General features: G+C 63.8%; 11 protein-coding genes. 8 read left to right on the top strand and 3 right to left on the bottom strand.

The genetic code is table 11. The features are described from left to right. Positions 1–15: 15 nt before the first annotated feature. Entirely contained in the window at positions 16–903 is an 888-nt protein-coding gene (locus tag AC07VG_RS30960; protein WP_495003797.1) for a universal stress protein, read from the top strand. An 84-nt stretch (positions 904–987) separates the two neighbouring features. Here the strand turns inward: AC07VG_RS30960 and AC07VG_RS30955 are convergent, their stop codons facing one another. Further along, on the bottom strand, positions 988–2,463 hold the full coding sequence (locus tag AC07VG_RS30955) for a basic amino acid/polyamine antiporter (RefSeq protein ID WP_495022409.1): 1,476 nt from the start codon (positions 2,461–2,463) through the stop codon (positions 988–990). A gap of 258 nt (positions 2,464–2,721) precedes the next feature. Between AC07VG_RS30955 and AC07VG_RS30950 the strand changes: the two genes are divergently transcribed. From AC07VG_RS30950 to nudC, 7 genes are all read left to right on the top strand, one after another. After that, a complete protein-coding gene (locus AC07VG_RS30950) occupies positions 2,722–3,213 on the top strand; it encodes a GNAT family N-acetyltransferase (RefSeq protein WP_495003795.1) in 492 nt (163 codons plus the stop codon). A gap of 153 nt (positions 3,214–3,366) precedes the next feature. Further along, on the top strand, positions 3,367–8,190 hold the full coding sequence (locus AC07VG_RS30945) for a dermonecrotic toxin domain-containing protein (protein WP_495022408.1): 4,824 nt from the start codon (positions 3,367–3,369) through the stop codon (positions 8,188–8,190). A gap of 78 nt (positions 8,191–8,268) precedes the next feature. Beyond that, positions 8,269–8,742: a hypothetical protein gene (locus AC07VG_RS30940; RefSeq protein WP_495022407.1), complete on the top strand. Its 474-nt coding sequence runs from the start codon at positions 8,269–8,271 to the stop codon at positions 8,740–8,742. A 41-nt stretch (positions 8,743–8,783) separates the two neighbouring features. After that, a complete protein-coding gene (gnd, locus tag AC07VG_RS30935) occupies positions 8,784–9,764 on the top strand; it encodes a phosphogluconate dehydrogenase (NAD(+)-dependent, decarboxylating) (protein WP_495003792.1) in 981 nt (326 codons plus the stop codon). Further along, entirely contained in the window at positions 9,761–11,284 is a 1,524-nt protein-coding gene (gene zwf / locus AC07VG_RS30930) for a glucose-6-phosphate dehydrogenase (RefSeq protein WP_495003791.1), read from the top strand. Before gnd ends, zwf begins: the two co-directional genes overlap by 4 nt. 510 nt (positions 11,285–11,794) lie before the next feature. Further along, the gene (locus AC07VG_RS30925) at positions 11,795–12,607 is read left to right on the top strand and encodes a crotonase/enoyl-CoA hydratase family protein (protein ID WP_495003790.1); all 813 of its coding nucleotides are present in this window, start codon (positions 11,795–11,797) and stop codon (positions 12,605–12,607) included. Between the two features lie 20 nt (positions 12,608–12,627). Continuing rightward, complete coding sequence (gene nudC / locus AC07VG_RS30920; protein WP_495003789.1) at positions 12,628–13,458, top strand: NAD(+) diphosphatase; 831 nt, start codon at positions 12,628–12,630, stop codon at positions 13,456–13,458. 147 nt (positions 13,459–13,605) lie between these two features. On the opposite strand, the gene AC07VG_RS30915 is transcribed toward nudC, so the two are convergent. Both AC07VG_RS30915 and AC07VG_RS30910 read right to left on the bottom strand, forming a co-directional pair. Continuing rightward, a complete protein-coding gene (locus AC07VG_RS30915; protein ID WP_495003788.1) occupies positions 13,606–14,385 on the bottom strand; it encodes a TSUP family transporter in 780 nt (259 codons plus the stop codon). A 490-nt stretch (positions 14,386–14,875) separates the two neighbouring features. Beyond that, positions 14,876–16,114, bottom strand: a complete 1,239-nt coding sequence (locus AC07VG_RS30910; RefSeq protein WP_495022406.1) for an acyl-CoA dehydrogenase family protein — start codon at positions 16,112–16,114, stop codon at positions 14,876–14,878. Positions 16,115–16,165 lie beyond the last annotated feature (51 nt).

The following is a 16,165-nucleotide window of genomic DNA, read 5'->3' as shown; positions in this document are numbered from 1 at the left end:
CTATGGAGGTGTGTCATGAGTCAATACCAACGCCTGCTGCTGATCACCGATCAGCACCTGCCTCACTCCCCGGCTGCCAGGCGTGCCGCCGCCCTGGCCGCGGCCAGCGGCGCGGCCTTGCATATCACGGCACTGGTCGAGCCGCCGCCGCGGATTCATCTGATCGAGTCGAAAATGGATGAGCCGGCTCGCGCCGCGTATATGGACAAATACCGGGTCTGGCTGGAGGGTGCGACCGCGAGCTTGCGCGACAGCGGCCTGCAACTGACCACCGAAGCGCTCTGGACCACCCATCCATTGCGCGACATCCTGATCCACGCCCGTGAGATCGAACCTGACCTGCTGATCAAGGATGTCTATCTGGAGCCGCTACTCCAGCGGGTCTTCACCACGCCGCTGGATTGGCATCTGCTGCAGGAAAGTCCGGTGCCGGTGCACCTGGTCAACCAGATTGCCGCGGACTTGCCCCGGCGCGTGGTGGCGGCCGTCGACACCTCCAGCGGGGAGGCCGGTATCACCGAGTTCAATCGCAAGATCATCCGTGAGGCCGAAGCCCTGGCGCTGCAATGCGACGCCGAACTGCATTTGCTGTATGCCTACGACCTGTCGCCGGCGTTCATGGCCGATCCCAGTGTCACGGTGATCTGGATCGATGAGCTGCGTGCCGCGCTGCTGGAGCCTTTCACCCGCCTGGCGGACGACTATGGCGTGCCGGCCGAGCGCCGGCACTTCCTGATGGGCTCGCCGGTGGGGGTGATCGCCGACTATGTGCAGGGGAATGCGATCGACGTGGTGGTGATGGGCTCGGTCCAGCCCAAGGGCCTGGGCAAGCTGATCGGCGATACCACCGAGCGGATCCTGTTGATTCCCGAGTGCAGTGTGCTGACGGTCAAGCCCGACTGAGTCCGGCTTTCGTAGGACGCACACTGAAAAGCCCCTTGTCGGTGACCGGCAAGGGGCTTTTTCATGACGTTGGGCCAGGCTGTGTCAGAGGCTCAGCAGACCCTGCCAGAGCATCCAGGTGGCCACTGCCGCGGCCACCCAGATCAGCCCCAGCAGGCCCTTGGCAAAACCGTTGAGCAGCTTGCGCTGTGGGGTCAGCAGGTAGATCAGCGAGCCGGGGGCGTAGAGCAAGGCGCTGAGCAGCAGGTACTTGGGGCCGGCCGCGTACAACAGCCAGAAGCAGTAGACGCTGGCCAGCAAGGAAATCGCCAGGTCGCGGCCACTCAGGCTGTTGTGCCCGTCCTGGCCACGGTCCTGCCAGCTGACCTTGAGCGCGTAGAGGCCGCTGAACAGATAAGGCAGCAGGATCATCGAGGTCGCCAGGGAGATCAGTGCCAGGTAGGTGGCGTTCGCATACAGCGTGAGGATCAGGAACAGTTGGATGCAACCGTTGGTGACCCACAAGGCATTGGCCGGTACGCCCTGGCTGTTTTCCTTGGACAAGACCGCTGGCATCACACTGGCCTTGGCCGGGCTGAACAAGGATTCGGCCGAGAGCAGGGTCCAGGCCAGCAGGGCGCCGCCCACGGAAACCATCAGGCCGAGGCTGATCATCATGCCGCCCCAGGGACCGGCGATGGCTTGCAGTACCCCGGCGGTGGAGGGGTTTTTCATGGCCGCCAGTTCGGGCTGGCCGAGGATGCCCAGCGACAACAGCGAGACCGAAATCAGCAGCAACAAGGTAATGGCAAAGCCAATGATGGTGGCCCGTCCGACGTTGACCCGTTCCGCCGCCCGGGCGGAATAGACGTTGGCGCCTTCGATACCGATAAAGACCCAGACGGTCACCAGCATGGTGCTCTTGACCTGGTCGAGGACCGAGCCCAGGGCTGGCGCACCCCAGAAGCCGGCCACGAAGGTGTCGGAATGAAAGGCCAGCGCGGCGCAGCCGACAAACACCAGGATCGGCACGATCTTGGCAATGGTGGTGATGGCATTGGCCCGCGCCGCGGTGCGTATGCCGCGCAGGATCATGAAGTGCATGGCCCAGAGCAGCAGCGAGGCGGCAATGATCGCCACCTTGTTGTTGCCGTCGCCGAAGGCCGGGAAAAAATAGCTGGCGGCGGCGAACAGGATGACCAGGTAGCCGACGTTGCCGATCCAGGCGCTGATCCAGTAGCCCCAGGCCGAGTTGAAGCCGACGAAGTCACCGCCCAGGGCCTTGGCGTAGGCGAACACGCCATTGTCCAGTTCCGGCTTGCGGTTGGACAGCATCTGGTAGACCAGGGCCAGGGACAGCATGCCGACCCCGGTGACCAGCCAGCCGATCAGGATCGCGCCGGCCCCGGCCCCGGCGGCCATGTTCTGTGGCAGGCTGTAGGCACCGCTGCCGATGATGGACCCGACCACCAGGGCGATCAGCAGGCTCAGGGACAAGCGCGCTGATTGCGCGAGCGTCGCCGGTTTCAATGAGGGCGCGGTCGTGCCGGGGGATGAATGCTGTTGCAAGGGCGTTGCCATGATGACACCTCCAGGATCGGGACGGGGCGTTCGAGCGCACCGATCAGCGAAGGCGCCACGGTCTGAACGCATGGACTGAATGTCTGCCCATGGGCGCCTGGAGCTGTTGATCTTTATCAAGACTTGAATGGATAGGTCTTCGGCTATCCCGAATGGGCGCCTGTGCGTGAATTTTCCTTCGTTTCCCTGGCCCGGCATGTTTATTATCGGTGCGCTGAAATTCACTTATCCCGACCGATGCTTTCTTCGAGGACAAACATGGACGTTGCCGACGTACTGGTATTGCAAGCGAGTTACACCAACCCGGTGCACGCCGAGGCGATTGCGCTGCTGCTCAATCACTATGCCGAAGACCCGATGGGCGGCGGCCAGGCCCTGGCGCCGGACGTGCTGCAACAGCTGCCTGGCGAACTGGCCAAACGGCCCCACGCTTTCAGTGTGCTGGCGTTTGTCGGTGGGGAGCCGGCCGGGCTGGTGAACTGCTTCGAAGGCTTTTCCACCTTTACCTGCCGTCCCTTGGTGAACGTCCATGATGTCGTGGTGTTGGGCAAGTTTCGCGGCCTGGGGCTGAGCCAGAGGATGTTGCAGAAGGTCGAGGACATCGCCCGCCAGCGCGGTTGCTGCAAGATCACCCTGGAGGTGCTTGAAGGTAACGCCGTGGCCCAGGGTTCCTACCGCAAGTTCGGCTTCAGTGGGGCAGCGCTCGATTCGGAGCACGGCCAGATGCTCTTCTGGAACAAGTCCCTCTAGTTTCGCTGCGCCGCCCATGGCCCTGCCGCGCAGGGCCTATCTATCTACCGCACACGAGGTTGACCTGGAGGGTTGAATCCTTCAGGAGTCGTGGCCGGCCAACCGTGCGTCAGGTGACGACTCGTTCCCATCATTCGAACGAGGACGTCAACCATGTCAACGCAGTCGCCGGCTTCCGAGCGCCGCTCGATGAATCCGACCCCGGTCGCGAAAGCACTCTTCGCGACGATGCCGAGCGTGCTCCGCGCCACGGCGCCGCTGATCCAGGGCGTGCTGGACGAACACTACGCCGATTTCGACCTGTCAGCCGAGCGGGTATGTCTGGCCGTGCCTTACTGGTCATTGGCCACGGGCATCGACGGCGCTCCCGCCGGGCACCATTACTACAGCCTCGCTGAAGTGCTGGTGGAGCGCTTTGCCTTGGGCGTGCCCGTCTGGGGCAGCTCCACCAGCCCGCGCTGGGACACCCGTAACCTGCTCTGGCGCGACCGCCCGCCCGTGGCGAAGAAGCCCCTGGCGATTGAGCTTGACGAGCTTTTGCAACGATTGGACCAGGCTGCGCAGTCGCTGCTGGACACCCTCAAGCAGCAACTGATCGATACCTGGAACGAATCACCCGAAGGGCCCGGGCCGAGCCGTTGGCAGCGACTGGCCGAGGCGATCGGCACGTTGCTCGTTGCGGGCCATACGCCGGTTTCGGGAGGGCGTCCTGACCTGAGTCGCCTGCCGTTCTATATGGGCTATGCGCCGACCGACAAGCACGACAATCTGACGGCATTGGATATCCGCGCCTACGAGATCCGTGTCTTCAGCGTGGATGCCCAGGGGCGGCGTTATCCGGAGCTGTTTCCGGTGGTCAGCTTCACCCGCTATGAACAGGGTCGCCCCTTGCCTTACCCCCTCTATTTCCATCCGGGCGAAGGCGGCTTGCGCACAGGCCGGGAGGAAGACGCCGAGCTGGTCGGATTGCTGATCGGTAGCCGAACGGCCGGGCGCAACCTGGAAATACGCGAGACGGTCATCTGGCACTGGAATGAGCCTGTCGAGGTGATCGCCGAATGCCTGGCCAAGGGCGTGCTGGAGTATCAATTGCAGGCCCTGAACCTGATCGAGTCCGGCCGCTGGCAGGGTCGAGCCGAGCTTCAGCGTCGGGTGGACGAGATCACCGATCCGGGCCGCTGGTTCGCCTTGCCCGAGCGACATCACGGCGGCACGGGATTCCAGGTAGCCAAGCAGGAGCGCTGCGGTTCGGCTGGCCTGAGTTTGAACAGCCACTCGTTGCCGGACTGGCTGCTGACGGCCGCGGCCAAGGATCGCTTGACCTACAGCGGACTGCTCAGCGAGCTGGCGCGCGTGCAATGCAAGTCGCAAGGCCGCTATTACCTTGAAGATATCGGTAGCCTGAACGAGTTCGCCGAGCGGCGCCTGCAGCGCCTGATGCGCGAGGATCATCCAGAGGTCGTGGGGATCGCCCATCCCGCCGATATTCATCTGGCGCTCGACAAGACGGTCGCGCTGCCCTCGCCCGTGGTGGGTGCCGGAGGAGCGGGCGGCGCGCTGGGCACGGTTGAAACGGTGCGCATGAGCCTGACGGAATTTGCCCTGGCCAATCTCGGCGGCTTTCGGCATATGCGGATGGCGATCAGTATCCGTCGCGGCGATCTCGAAGCGCCGGTCCCGCAATGGCTGACCCCGGACTACGTCAAAACCCTGGTGACCCGGGCGGATATCGGCCAGGTCTATCCCGATCTGCTGAAGCGCCGAATGCTCAGCGATGCCATCGAGGCGCGGCGCCGCGAGGCATTATTTGTCGCGCAACTGCGCGTGAGCTTGCCGCTCCAGGCCCTGGAACTGAAGATCAAGGCCGCGGCGGGTTTCACTGACAACGGTTTCCGCTACCTGCAGGCGCTGGTCCAGCCGTTGGCTGCCGGGCGCTTTGTCGACGCGCAGGAAATTGTCCTGCGGCCCCTGGCGTTCAAGGCCAAGGCCGATGGGGCGGCTGACGAGGTGCTGGCGATGTTCCTGATCGGGCCACGGGATATGAGCCAAGGCCCGCTGATCCTGTATCGCCCCTTGTACCTGCAACAGCCGTTGCAACAGTTCGAGAGCGGCCAGGCGTTGTTGGCGACGCTCCGCCAGTCCGACGATCTGCAACGTAGCGTGCTGGCCTGGATGAACGAACCGGCGCGTCGTCGTTATGCCGAGGGCGGCTTTGAGGCGCCGCATATCCAGATGTTCCTACCCGGGGACGAGTTCGCCCCCGAGCCGCAAAAGCCTGCCCCCGCGACCCTGGCCGAGGAGATTGTCAAGGGCGACTACCTGCAGGCGATCTTCGTGGCCACGGTCAAGGCCCTGGTCGAGCAGGCCGACCGCCAGTCGGTGTCGAATATCGAGCAACGTTGGGCCGACTGGAAGGCGGGTGCCTGGCTGGTGCTGCTGAGCATCACGCAACTGCCGTTTGCCGGGCTCTTGCCCTATGTCGGGCGGTTGGTGGAGGTGCTGGGCTGGCTGGTGGTGGTGAAGATCGCCCATGACGATCTGTTGAGCCTGGGCCGCGACAATCCACAGCAACAGTCGGCGGCGGCGGCCGACCTGTTGTTCAATCTCGCGACCCTGCTGTTGCATTATCGTGTCGCGGGCGAGGCGCGACCGGTTCCGCCACACGCAGTTGAACCGCCGGCTCCTGGGGCGGCATTGCCCGCGCCGAGCATCACCCGGGTGCCCGACCTGCCCCGTGCTGTACTGGATGCCTGGTCGATAGCTGGCTGGCGGGTCTCCGACGAACTGATGAAACAGCTGCGCACCTACCGTTTACAGACCTTCGACAAGCCGCTCGCGGCCTTGTCCGAACTGGGCCGGGTGGCGCCCTCGGGGCCGGCGCGGGGCCTGGTTCATATCCAGAAGGCCGACGGCGGGAAATGGTGCGCGCTGATCCAGGGCCATTTGTATGAGGTGGCTTGGGAAGCCGAGGGCGATGGCGTGCGGATCGTTGACCCGCAGGGCAATCTCGGCCCCTGGGTTCGCGCTGACGAGCAGGGCCGCTGGAGCCTGGACCTGCGCTTGCGCGGCGGCGGCCCGAAGCGCGGTCCGGCGGGAGCGGCGGGGACATCGGCGACGGTATCGCGGCAAGTCGGCCTGAACTACGCGAAGCTCTATGAGCTCGATGATCAGGTCAGGCAGAACCAGAGCCAAATCATCGGCAGTATGCGGCGTTGGAAGCTGGCGAGCGAAGGCGAGACGGCCAAACGGGTGACCCCTGAGCGTCGTAGCGAGTTGCATGCCGAGGTGACCAGGTTACTGGAACAGCGTCTGCAGAACTATCTCAAACAGCTGGAACTGCTCGATCGGCTGAAGACCCAGACCCGGGTCGCACCGCAAATGTTCATTCTGGCCCTGAAAAATACCGTGCTCGATCTGCAAGCGTTGATGCACGCACAGCGCACCTGGTTGTTGGAAAGACTCGCCATGGACCATGGAGAGCCCGCCGGGCGGCCGCAAACGCCTGAGCAACTGGCCAGGTTTTACACCGAATGGGATCGTGATTGCGCGGCCACCGACAAGTTGCTCGATTGGGCCCTCCAGCAAAAGAACCTGCTCGCCCGGTTGAAGGACATACGCGGCGCTCGTGAGGACTACCAACAGGTCAAGGCCAGCATCGGTATGAGTTCCATCGAGGCGGAGGTGCGGATCTGGAAGATCTCGCAGTTGAAAAATCGTTTTGTCCGCGCCGAGGTCACGCCCGAGGATTTCGGCCAGGAAATGTACGATGCGGTCGGGGATCAATTCGCGCGGCTGCACCTGTCCTACTATTCGTCGCTGGATGCCATCGAGGAGGGCAAGTTGTCGGCGAGCGAGCGCATCACGCTGTTGGAGTCCGTGCTCGAGCAATCCAGCGATATGCGCCAGAAGCTCGAATTCTGGTCGACCAATCTCGACAATCGCCAACCCGCCACGGGGCAGTTGGACCTGGTACTCGAAGCGCTGAAGGGGCTTGAGCAGGAAACCGAGGAAGACCTGCGCCAGTTGCTGGGGCTCGATGATTGGGAGCTGCCGCCCTTGCCCAGGGCGCGACCCGAGGTCAGGAGCACGCGGAAAAAAATCATCCGCACGCGCCAGCGGCAAGTGCTCTGCGGTGAAGTCCAGTCCTCGACGGAGGGCGAGGAGACGGTACAGGTCACCGGCCCCTATGGCCAGGTGATCGAGACGTTCCAGCAGAACCGCGAGGATGGGCTGTGGGACGAGGTGGTCGCGGCCGACAAACCGGCCCGCCCGGCAGTGCTCAAGCCGGTGATCGGCCTGGAAAAACTGGTGGCGGGCGGGCGTCAATGGCTCGGCGACGAGTCGTCGATCATCGACCGGGTCATGAGCCAGACCGGCCGTTCGAATGCACCCAGGGCGCAGGAAGACATCTTGCGCATCCGCGCCGAGATGATGGCGCACCAGGCCACGGAGATCGACAAGGTCCTGGACATAACGCAAACGCCGCCGCGCAACCCGGAGCGGGTGAAGAATGCCCAGACGGTAGCGCAGCAACTGCGCGAGGCGGCGCCCAGGTTGATCGCCGCCGGGCAACGCGCCCGTATCGCCGCGATCCTCGACAATGCACCGGAAATGTCGCGTATCGACTACCTGCGGGGCCTCGGGGAGGTGACGATCCGCCGCGAAGGCCATCGGATCAGGCTCGGCGGCAACGACTTTCTGCAGGAGTTCGCGATCCTCGACAAGGCTGGCAAGCCACGCTGGTATGCGCACTTTCATTACCCGACCGTGATGGCACTGGATTCGGACTTTGCCGCCGCTCACCTGAAAACCTTCGAACAGCGCAAGATCGGTGGCAAGTACCAGTTGCTGGAACAGGAAAAGGCCTTCAGGAAAATCCAGACGGGGAAGGGCGGTAGCGCTCGCCTGGCGTTGCAGATCCATCGCAGTGTCATCGATCCGGCGTCGGCGAAAAAACACTTTTTTCCGCTCCCGTGAAAGCTTCTGGTTGGCCCTTGCTGTCGTATCCCGATAGCGCCAGGGGGGTGGCTGTTGAGGTCAGCTGGTGACTTTCCCTTGCCAAGGATGCAGCTGGCCGGCCTGCAGTACCTGAAGGCGCAGGGCCAGGTGGATATTCACCGCGCGGGTGGGCGTGTGGCGCAGGAGCAGGGTGGTTTTCTGCAGGAGTATATGATCAGCAACAAGGACGGCAGCCCGCTCTGGGTTGCGCACTTCCACTACCCGGCGCCCACGACCGCGGATGCCGGCTTTGTCAGCGCCCATCTGAAGACCCTCGCGCAACGGCGCCTGGGCAGCCAGGCCCAGGCCTCGGCCCGGCAGCGCGGCTGCCAGAATACAGGCTGGGCAGGGCGGCCGGGCGCAACTGACGCTGGATATCCATCGCGGTCGGATTCTCGACAAGGCCATGGCCCAGACGCTGTTTTTCAGCACCACGGAGCCGGATACGAGTGCTTGAAAATGCCCCGGCTGGTGTCTGCAACCCGGGTTCCAGCCGATATCGAGACAGACATCCGTGTGCCGCTGGGCTAAGGTGTGTCAGAGCTTTTTCATCGATATCGGGAGTACCCTGCATGCAACTGGGAATCATCGGACTGGGCCGCATGGGCGGCAATATCGCGCGGCGCCTGATGCTTGATGGCCATCAGACAGTGGTGTATGACCGCAATACCGACTTCGTCGCCGCCCTGGGCAAAGAGGGCGCCAGCGCTGTCGCCGACCTGCCGGCGCTGGTGGCCGGTCTGGCCAAGCCGCGTGCGGTCTGGGTGATGCTGCCGGCCGGCGGGCCGACCGAGGACACCATCGCCGAGTTGAGCAAACTGCTGGACGCCGGCGATGTGATCATCGACGGCGGCAACACTTTCTACAAGGACGATATCCGCCGTGGCCAGGAGCTGGCGCAAAAGGGCATCGACTATATCGATGTCGGCACTTCCGGTGGGGTCTGGGGCCTGGAACGTGGTTACTGCATGATGATCGGCGGTGACGCCAAGGTAGTCGAACGCCTCGATCCGCTGTTCGCCAGCCTGGCCCCGGGGATCGGCAGCATTCCCCGCACCCGCGACCGGGTCAGCGCCGATGATCGTGCCGAGCGTGGCTATATCCATGCCGGTCCGCCGGGCGCCGGGCACTTCGTCAAGATGATCCACAACGGTATCGAATACGGCATGATGCAAGCCTTCGCCGAAGGCTTCGATATCCTCAAGACCAAGAACTCGCCGAGCCTGCCCGAGGACCAGCGTTTCGACCTGAACCTTGCGGATATCGCCGAAGTCTGGCGGCGCGGCAGCGTTGTCTCGTCCTGGTTGCTGGACCTGACCGCCGACGCCCTGGCCAGCGATCCGAAACTCGACGGTTACAGTGGCGCGGTGGCCGACAGCGGCGAAGGACGCTGGACCATCGAGGCGGCCATGGAACAAGCGGTGCCGGTGCCGGTGCTGTCCAACTCGCTGTTCGCGCGCTTTCGCTCGCGCCAGCAAAGCACCTATGGCGACAAACTGCTGTCGGCGATGCGCTTCGGCTTCGGTGGTCATGTGGAGACACCGAAAAAATGAATGCCGCTCGCACCAAGCGCAAGGTCGAGCCGGCGCCACCGACCACCTTGTTTCTCTTCGGCGCCCACGGCGACCTGGTCAAGCGCCTGCTGATGCCGGCGCTCTACAACCTGACGCGTGATGGCCTGGTGGGCGATAACCTGCATATCGTCGGTGTCGATCACAACGCCATCAGCGACGCCGATTTTGCCAAGAAGCTCGAGGCATTCAGTCGCGCCGAAGTCGCGGCCAAGACTGGGGAAAGTGCGGAGACGGCGCTGGACGCCGGGATCTGGAACAAGCTGGCGAAGCACATCAGCTACGTTCAGGGCGACTTTCTCGACGATTCGACTTACGCTGCCCTGGGCGAGAAGATCGCCGCCAGCGGCACCGGCAATGCGGTGTTCTACCTGGCGACCGCGCCGCGCTTCTTCAGCGAGGTGACGCGGCGACTGGGGGCGGCGAAGCTGCTCGAAGAAACCCCCGAGGCGTTCCGCCGGGTGGTGATCGAGAAGCCCTTCGGTTCCGACCTCGCCAGCGCCGAAGCCTTGAACACTTGCCTGCTCAAGGTGCTGAGTGAGAAGCAGATTTATCGCATTGACCATTACCTGGGCAAGGAAACCGTGCAGAACATCCTGGTTAGCCGTTTCTCCAACGGCTTGTTCGAGGCGTTCTGGAACAACCATTACATCGACCATGTGCAGATCACCGCCGCGGAAACCGTCGGTGTTGAAACCCGTGGCAGTTTCTACGAGCATACCGGCGCCCTGCGGGACATGGTGCCCAATCACCTGTTCCAGTTGCTGGCGATGGTGGCGATGGAGCCACCGGCGGCCTTCGGTGCCGATGCGGTGCGCGGTGAAAAGGCCAAGGTGGTCGGCGCGATCCGTCCCTGGACGGTCGAGGAGGCCCGGGCTAACTCGGTGCGTGGCCAGTACAGCGCGGGTGAACTGGGCGGCAAGGCCGTGCCCGGTTACCGTGAAGAAAGCAACGTGGCGGCGGACAGCAACACCGAAACCTATGTCGCGCTCAAGGTGATGATCGACAACTGGCGCTGGGTCGGCGTGCCGTTCTATCTGCGTACCGGCAAGCGCATGAGCGTGCGTGATACGGAGATCGCCATCTGCTTCAAGCCGGCGCCGTATGCGCAGTTCCGCGACACCGAGGTCGAGCGCTTGCAGCCGACCTACCTGAAGATCCAGATCCAGCCCAACGAAGGCATGTGGTTCGACCTGCTGGCCAAGCGTCCGGGGCCGGCGCTGGCGATGACCAATGTCGAGCTGGGTTTCGCCTACAAGGACTTCTTCGAGATGCAGCCGTCCACCGGCTACGAAACCCTGGTCTACGATTGCCTGACCGGTGACCAGACGCTGTTCCAGCGCGCCGACAATATCGAGAACGGCTGGCGGGCGGTGCAACCGTTCCTCGATGCCTGGCACGAGGACAATCAGGTGCAGGGCTACAAGGCTGGGGAAAACGGTCCGCAGGCCGCCGACGAACTGCTGTCCCGTGACGGCCGCGTCTGGCACGGCCTCGGCTGAGTGAGTGCGCGCAGTATCCCATCCACTTGCTGCTCAGCGATATGGACGGCACCTTGTTGCGTCCCGATCACCGCCTTAGTCCGCGCACGGTCGAGGCGGGGCGGGCGTTGCGCGCGGCGGGGGTGTTTTCCGCCTCGCCACCGGCCATGCGCGAGCAGATCGAGGTGCTGGGGGGGATATTCCCAGCAGGCGAACAAGGGCGAGGTGCTGCTGACCCTGGCGAAACTCTTCGAGCAATTTGTCCTGGCCAGGCGATAGATCCGCTTCGGATGGCCGCCCATGGCGGTTCGCGGGCAAGCACCGCTCCCACAGGTTTTTCGTCGTACGCCAAACCGCGAGCGCCCCGGACATTGTGGGAGCGGTGCTTGCCCGCGAACCGCCGAAGGCGGCCATTCACCCCTGACCCGAGGGACTGCCCGGTCCTGCTTTTGGCACATCCGCTTCCTCCAGCCAGGCCGGTCTGCTTGCTATAGTTCCAACCTTTCCAGTGCCCTGCCAAGGATGCCCGTCATGTCCGAATACCAAGCCTTCCACGTCGAACTGGTAGACAACATCGCCCATGTCCGGATCAATCGCCCGGAGAAGATCAACGCGATGAACGCGGCCTTCTGGAGCGAAATCATCGAGATCTTCCAGTGGATCGAGGACACCGACGCCGTGCGCGTGGTGGTCATCAGTGGCGCCGGCAAACACTTCTCTTCCGGGATCGACCTGATGCTGCTGGCCTCGGTGGCCAACGAGCTGGGCAAGGATGTTGGCCGCAACGCCCGCCTGCTGCGGCGCAAGATCCTCGAGCTGCAAGCTTCCTTCAACGCCGTCGACAACTGTCGCAAGCCGGTCCTGGCGGCGATCCAGGGTTACTGCCTGGGCGGTGCCGTCGACCTGATCGCCGCCTGCGACATGCGCTACTGCGCCGAGGACGTGCAGTTTTCCATCAAGGAAGTGGATATCGGCATGGCCGCCGATGTCGGCACTTTGCAACGTTTGCCGCGTATCATCGGCGACGGCATGCTGCGTGAGCTGGCCTACAGCGGACGCCAGTTCGGCGCCGACGAAGCGATTCGCATCGGCCTGGTCAATCGCGTCTACCCCGATCATGCCGCCTTGCTTGATGGTGTGATGGCGATTGCCCGGGAAATTGCCGGTAAATCACCGATTGCCGTCACCGGGACCAAGGCGATGATCAGCTATATGCGCGACCATCGGATCGATGATGGTCTGGAATACGTTGCCACCTGGAACGCCGCCATGTTGCAATCCACTGACCTGCGCGTCGCCATCGCCGCGCATATGAGCAAGCAGAAAGCCGAATTCCCTGATTGAAGCCTGCCAAGGACTCCCTGATGACTCAACGCTGGACAACCGCTGTACTGGATATCGAGCAGGCCGGTGGCTGGGCCGTGGTGCATAGCCCCGCCGGTTTCCTGCTGGACGACAACGGGGTGCTGTTTCCCCGTGAGTGGCTCAAGCGCCAGGACCTGTCGCTGTTGGCCGAGCATGGTATCGGGCAGCTGGACGGCGAGCCGGTCTACCTGCTGGAGCTGAAGTCCGGCTTCGAACTGCCGGGTGGTCGCTGGCAGGGCTTGCGGGCCTTCATGCTCGAGGGCGATCACACGATCTATCGCATGCTCGGTTATGCCGCGCAGATCGGCACCTGGGCGCGCGAGCACCGCTTCTGCGGCAGCTGCGGCCAGGCCATGACCCAGGTGCATCTGGAGCGGGCGATGTTCTGCCAGGCCTGCGACCTGCGCAGTTACCCACGGATCTCGCCGAGCATGATCGTGCTGGTGACCCGCGGCGACGAAGTGCTGCTGGCCCGTTCGCCGCGCTTTGTGCCTGGGGTCTACAGCACCCTGGCCGGTTTCGCCGAGCCGGGTGAGTCGGCGGAGGAGTGCCTGATTCGGGAAGTGCGCGAGGAAGTGCAGGTCGAAGTGAAGAATATCCAGTACATGGGCAGCCAGTGCTGGCCGTTCCCGCACTCGATGATGCTGGGCTTTCACGCCGAGTACGCCGGCGGTGAGATCGTGCCGCAGGCGGACGAGATCGAGGATGCCCAGTGGTTCAGCATTCACAATATGCCGCCGTTGCCGGCTTCGCGTTCGATTGCCCGCTACTTGATCGACCTGTATCTGGCGCGGCGCCTGGGTTATTCGGAACCGCTGCTGCCGGTCTAGCCTGATACCGCTCAATTCATGGCCATGCACCGTCCTTGTCGGAGCCGGCTTGCTGGCGATGCGATCTGATAGCCGACATCATCGTCGCCTGGAAAATCGCTATCGCCGGCAAGCCGGCTCCTACAGGTTACGTGGTGTTTTCTGGATTTAGGCCACGCTGAACCAGTGTTGCCAGGCCAGGCGCACGGTCAGGCCGAGGACCACGGTGATAAACACCGGGCGGATAAACTTCGCCCCGCCGCTGATGGCGGTGCGGGCGCCGAAGAAGGCGCCGAGCATCACCGACACGCCCATGCACAGGCCGATCACCCAGTCCACCTGGCCGGAAAACACGAACACCGACAGCGCGGCGATATTGCTGACGAAGTTCAGGCTGCGGGCCACGCCGCTGGCCTTGACCAGGTCGATGGGGTAGAGCAGCAGGCTGCTGACGGTCCAGAAGGCGCCGGTGCCGGGGCCGGCCACGCCGTCGTAGAAACCCAGGGCCAGGCCCTGGGGCAGTTGCCATTTCTTTTTGATCGGCGCGTTGCTGTCCAGCGGCGCCTTGGGCGTGCCGCCGAACAACAGGTACAGGCCGCAGGCGAAGACAATCACCGGGAGCATCTTGTTCAGCCATTCGGCCGGCATGAAGTGCGCGGTCACGGCGCCGATCAGCGCGCCGACGAAGGTGCCGAGAATCGCCCGTTTCCATTGTCCTGGTTGAAACAGCTTGCGCCGATAGAAGGTGAAGCCGGCGGTGGCCGAGCCGAAGGTCGAGCTGAGCTTGTTGGTACCCAGCACCAGATGCGGTGGTAGCCCCGCGGTGAGCAGCGCCGGAGTGGTGAGCAGGCCGCCACCGCCGGCGATGGCGTCGATGAATCCGGCGATAAAGGCAACAACGGTGAGAATGGCGAGGGTGGTCAGGTCAACGCTGAGATCGAAAGGCATGGGGGGCGGCTTAGGTCGGCAGGCGGCGCGGCAAGGTGGCGCTCAAAGGCCGCCATCTTACCCATTACCGAATGTTGCTGCGACCCTGACGGCTTGGGCTGCGGTGTCTGTGCTGACGCCTTCGCGGGCAAGCTCCGCTCCCACACTGACCGTGTCTGTCCAGGGTGCCGTGGTATCAACCCGGCCCTGTGGGAGCGGAGCTTGCCCGCGAAGGCGGCGCACCCAGACCGCCCGTGTCTGTCCAGGGTGCCGTGGTATCAACCTGGTCCTGTGGGAGCGGAGCTTGCCCGCGAAGGCGGCGCACCCAGACTGCCCGTGTCTGTCCAGGGTGCCGTGGTATCAACCCGGTCCTGTGGGAGCGGAGCTTGCCCGCGAAGGCGGCGCTCCCAGACTGCCCGCGTCTGTCCAGGGTGCCGTGGTATCAACCCGGTCCTGTGGGAGCGGAGCTTGCCCGCGAAGGCGGCCTGAGCAGCACTGCTGAATCTGACCTTTACCTGGATCGCGGCCCATTGCCGATCTGCCAGACAAACGGTGGCTCGCTCCTGTTGACCACCCAATCGCCGACAATCCGCGCCTTGTAGATCAGCGGATTATGCGACGACACCGTCCGCGCATTGCGCCAATGCCGGTCCAGCGCCTTGCCCTGGCGTACATCCGAAGCACCGAGGGCATTGAACAATTCGCTGGTGGCCCGCAGGATCAACTCGGACACCACCACCTGGGCCGTGGCCGATTCGATTTCCGCGTCGACATTGGCTTGCCGTTCAAGCTCGCGGCTACCGCCAAACCTGGCCACATAAGCCCGTTGCGCCGGCTGCGCGGCCCGTACCGCGCTGGCTTCGGCGGCATACACCCGGGCGGCGACTTCGCCCACCACTTGCAGCACCTGGGCATCCTCGCTGGAGCGCTGGGCATTGCCATGGCTGTAGATGCGCGTGCGATTGCGCACCTGCTGCGCCACATCCTTGAGGGCCGATCGGCCGATGCCGGCCAGGGTCGCCAGCAGCACCAGTTGATAGAACGCCGTCTGGTATTTGAAACGGGTCGCGAAGTCGATCACCTGCCCGGCTTCCACCACCGCATCGACAAACCGTGAAGTCCCGCTGCCGGTGGTGCGCTGGCCGAAACCGTCCCAGTCATCGCTGTGTTCGATCCCCGGCTGAGGCGTGCGCACGGCGGCAATCACATCGCCGCCGGTGTCACTGCGGCGGGCGTAGACATCGATCCAGTCGGAGAAGATGCTTCCGGTGCTGTAGAACTTCTCGCCGTTGAGACGCCACTGTTCGCCATCCGGCGTGACCTTGGTCACCACGTCGCCAATGACCACATTGCCGATTTCGGTCCAGGCGCAGCCGACGATATCGCCATCGACGAAGCGCTTGAACCATAGGTCGCGATTCGCCCCGGGCGGGGCATTCAGGCGGTCCTCGGCAAAGGCGAAGTGTCCGCGCAAGGCCTGGGGTACGTTGGAGTCGGCCTCGGCCAGTTCGATCAGCAGTTGGAACAGCTGGGGCAGGGAGGCACCGCCACCGCCGTATTCCACGGGCACCCGCACGGAGCCGAAGCCGGCCAGCTTGAGCCACTGGATCGGCTCGTGGGGCAGGTCGCGCGATTGCTCCCGTTCCACTGCCCCGGCGGCGATGCGGGCAAAGATCGGCCGAAAGCGTTCGGCCAGGGATTCGTAGTCAACGCCAAGGGACAGCGGGTTGATCACCTGGTGTTCGGTCATGGGACAGCTCCTTGAGGACAGGCAGGGAAAGTACGCTTGCCAGGCCTGTTT

This window comes from Pseudomonas sp. GW821-FHT03C07 (assembly GCF_059420925.1).
Note: the sequence above shows the minus strand (reverse complement) of the source record. Positions and strands in the feature narration are given on the sequence as shown.

What these genes read in the sequence shown, in the direction of transcription:
- AC07VG_RS30960 (WP_495003797.1), top strand. Translation starts at nt 16, where the DNA reads ATGAGTCAATACCAACGCCTGCTGCTGATCACCGATCAGCACCTGCCT.
- AC07VG_RS30955 (WP_495022409.1), bottom strand. Translation starts at nt 2,463, where the DNA reads ATGGCAACGCCCTTGCAACAGCATTCATCCCCCGGCACGACCGCGCCC.
- AC07VG_RS30950 (WP_495003795.1), top strand. Translation starts at nt 2,722, where the DNA reads ATGGACGTTGCCGACGTACTGGTATTGCAAGCGAGTTACACCAACCCG.
- AC07VG_RS30945 (WP_495022408.1), top strand. Translation starts at nt 3,367, where the DNA reads ATGTCAACGCAGTCGCCGGCTTCCGAGCGCCGCTCGATGAATCCGACC.
- gnd (WP_495003792.1), top strand. Translation starts at nt 8,784, where the DNA reads ATGCAACTGGGAATCATCGGACTGGGCCGCATGGGCGGCAATATCGCG.
- zwf (WP_495003791.1), top strand. Translation starts at nt 9,761, where the DNA reads ATGAATGCCGCTCGCACCAAGCGCAAGGTCGAGCCGGCGCCACCGACC.
- AC07VG_RS30925 (WP_495003790.1), top strand. Translation starts at nt 11,795, where the DNA reads ATGTCCGAATACCAAGCCTTCCACGTCGAACTGGTAGACAACATCGCC.
- nudC (WP_495003789.1), top strand. Translation starts at nt 12,628, where the DNA reads ATGACTCAACGCTGGACAACCGCTGTACTGGATATCGAGCAGGCCGGT.
- AC07VG_RS30915 (WP_495003788.1), bottom strand. Translation starts at nt 14,385, where the DNA reads ATGCCTTTCGATCTCAGCGTTGACCTGACCACCCTCGCCATTCTCACC.
- AC07VG_RS30910 (WP_495022406.1), bottom strand. Translation starts at nt 16,114, where the DNA reads ATGACCGAACACCAGGTGATCAACCCGCTGTCCCTTGGCGTTGACTAC.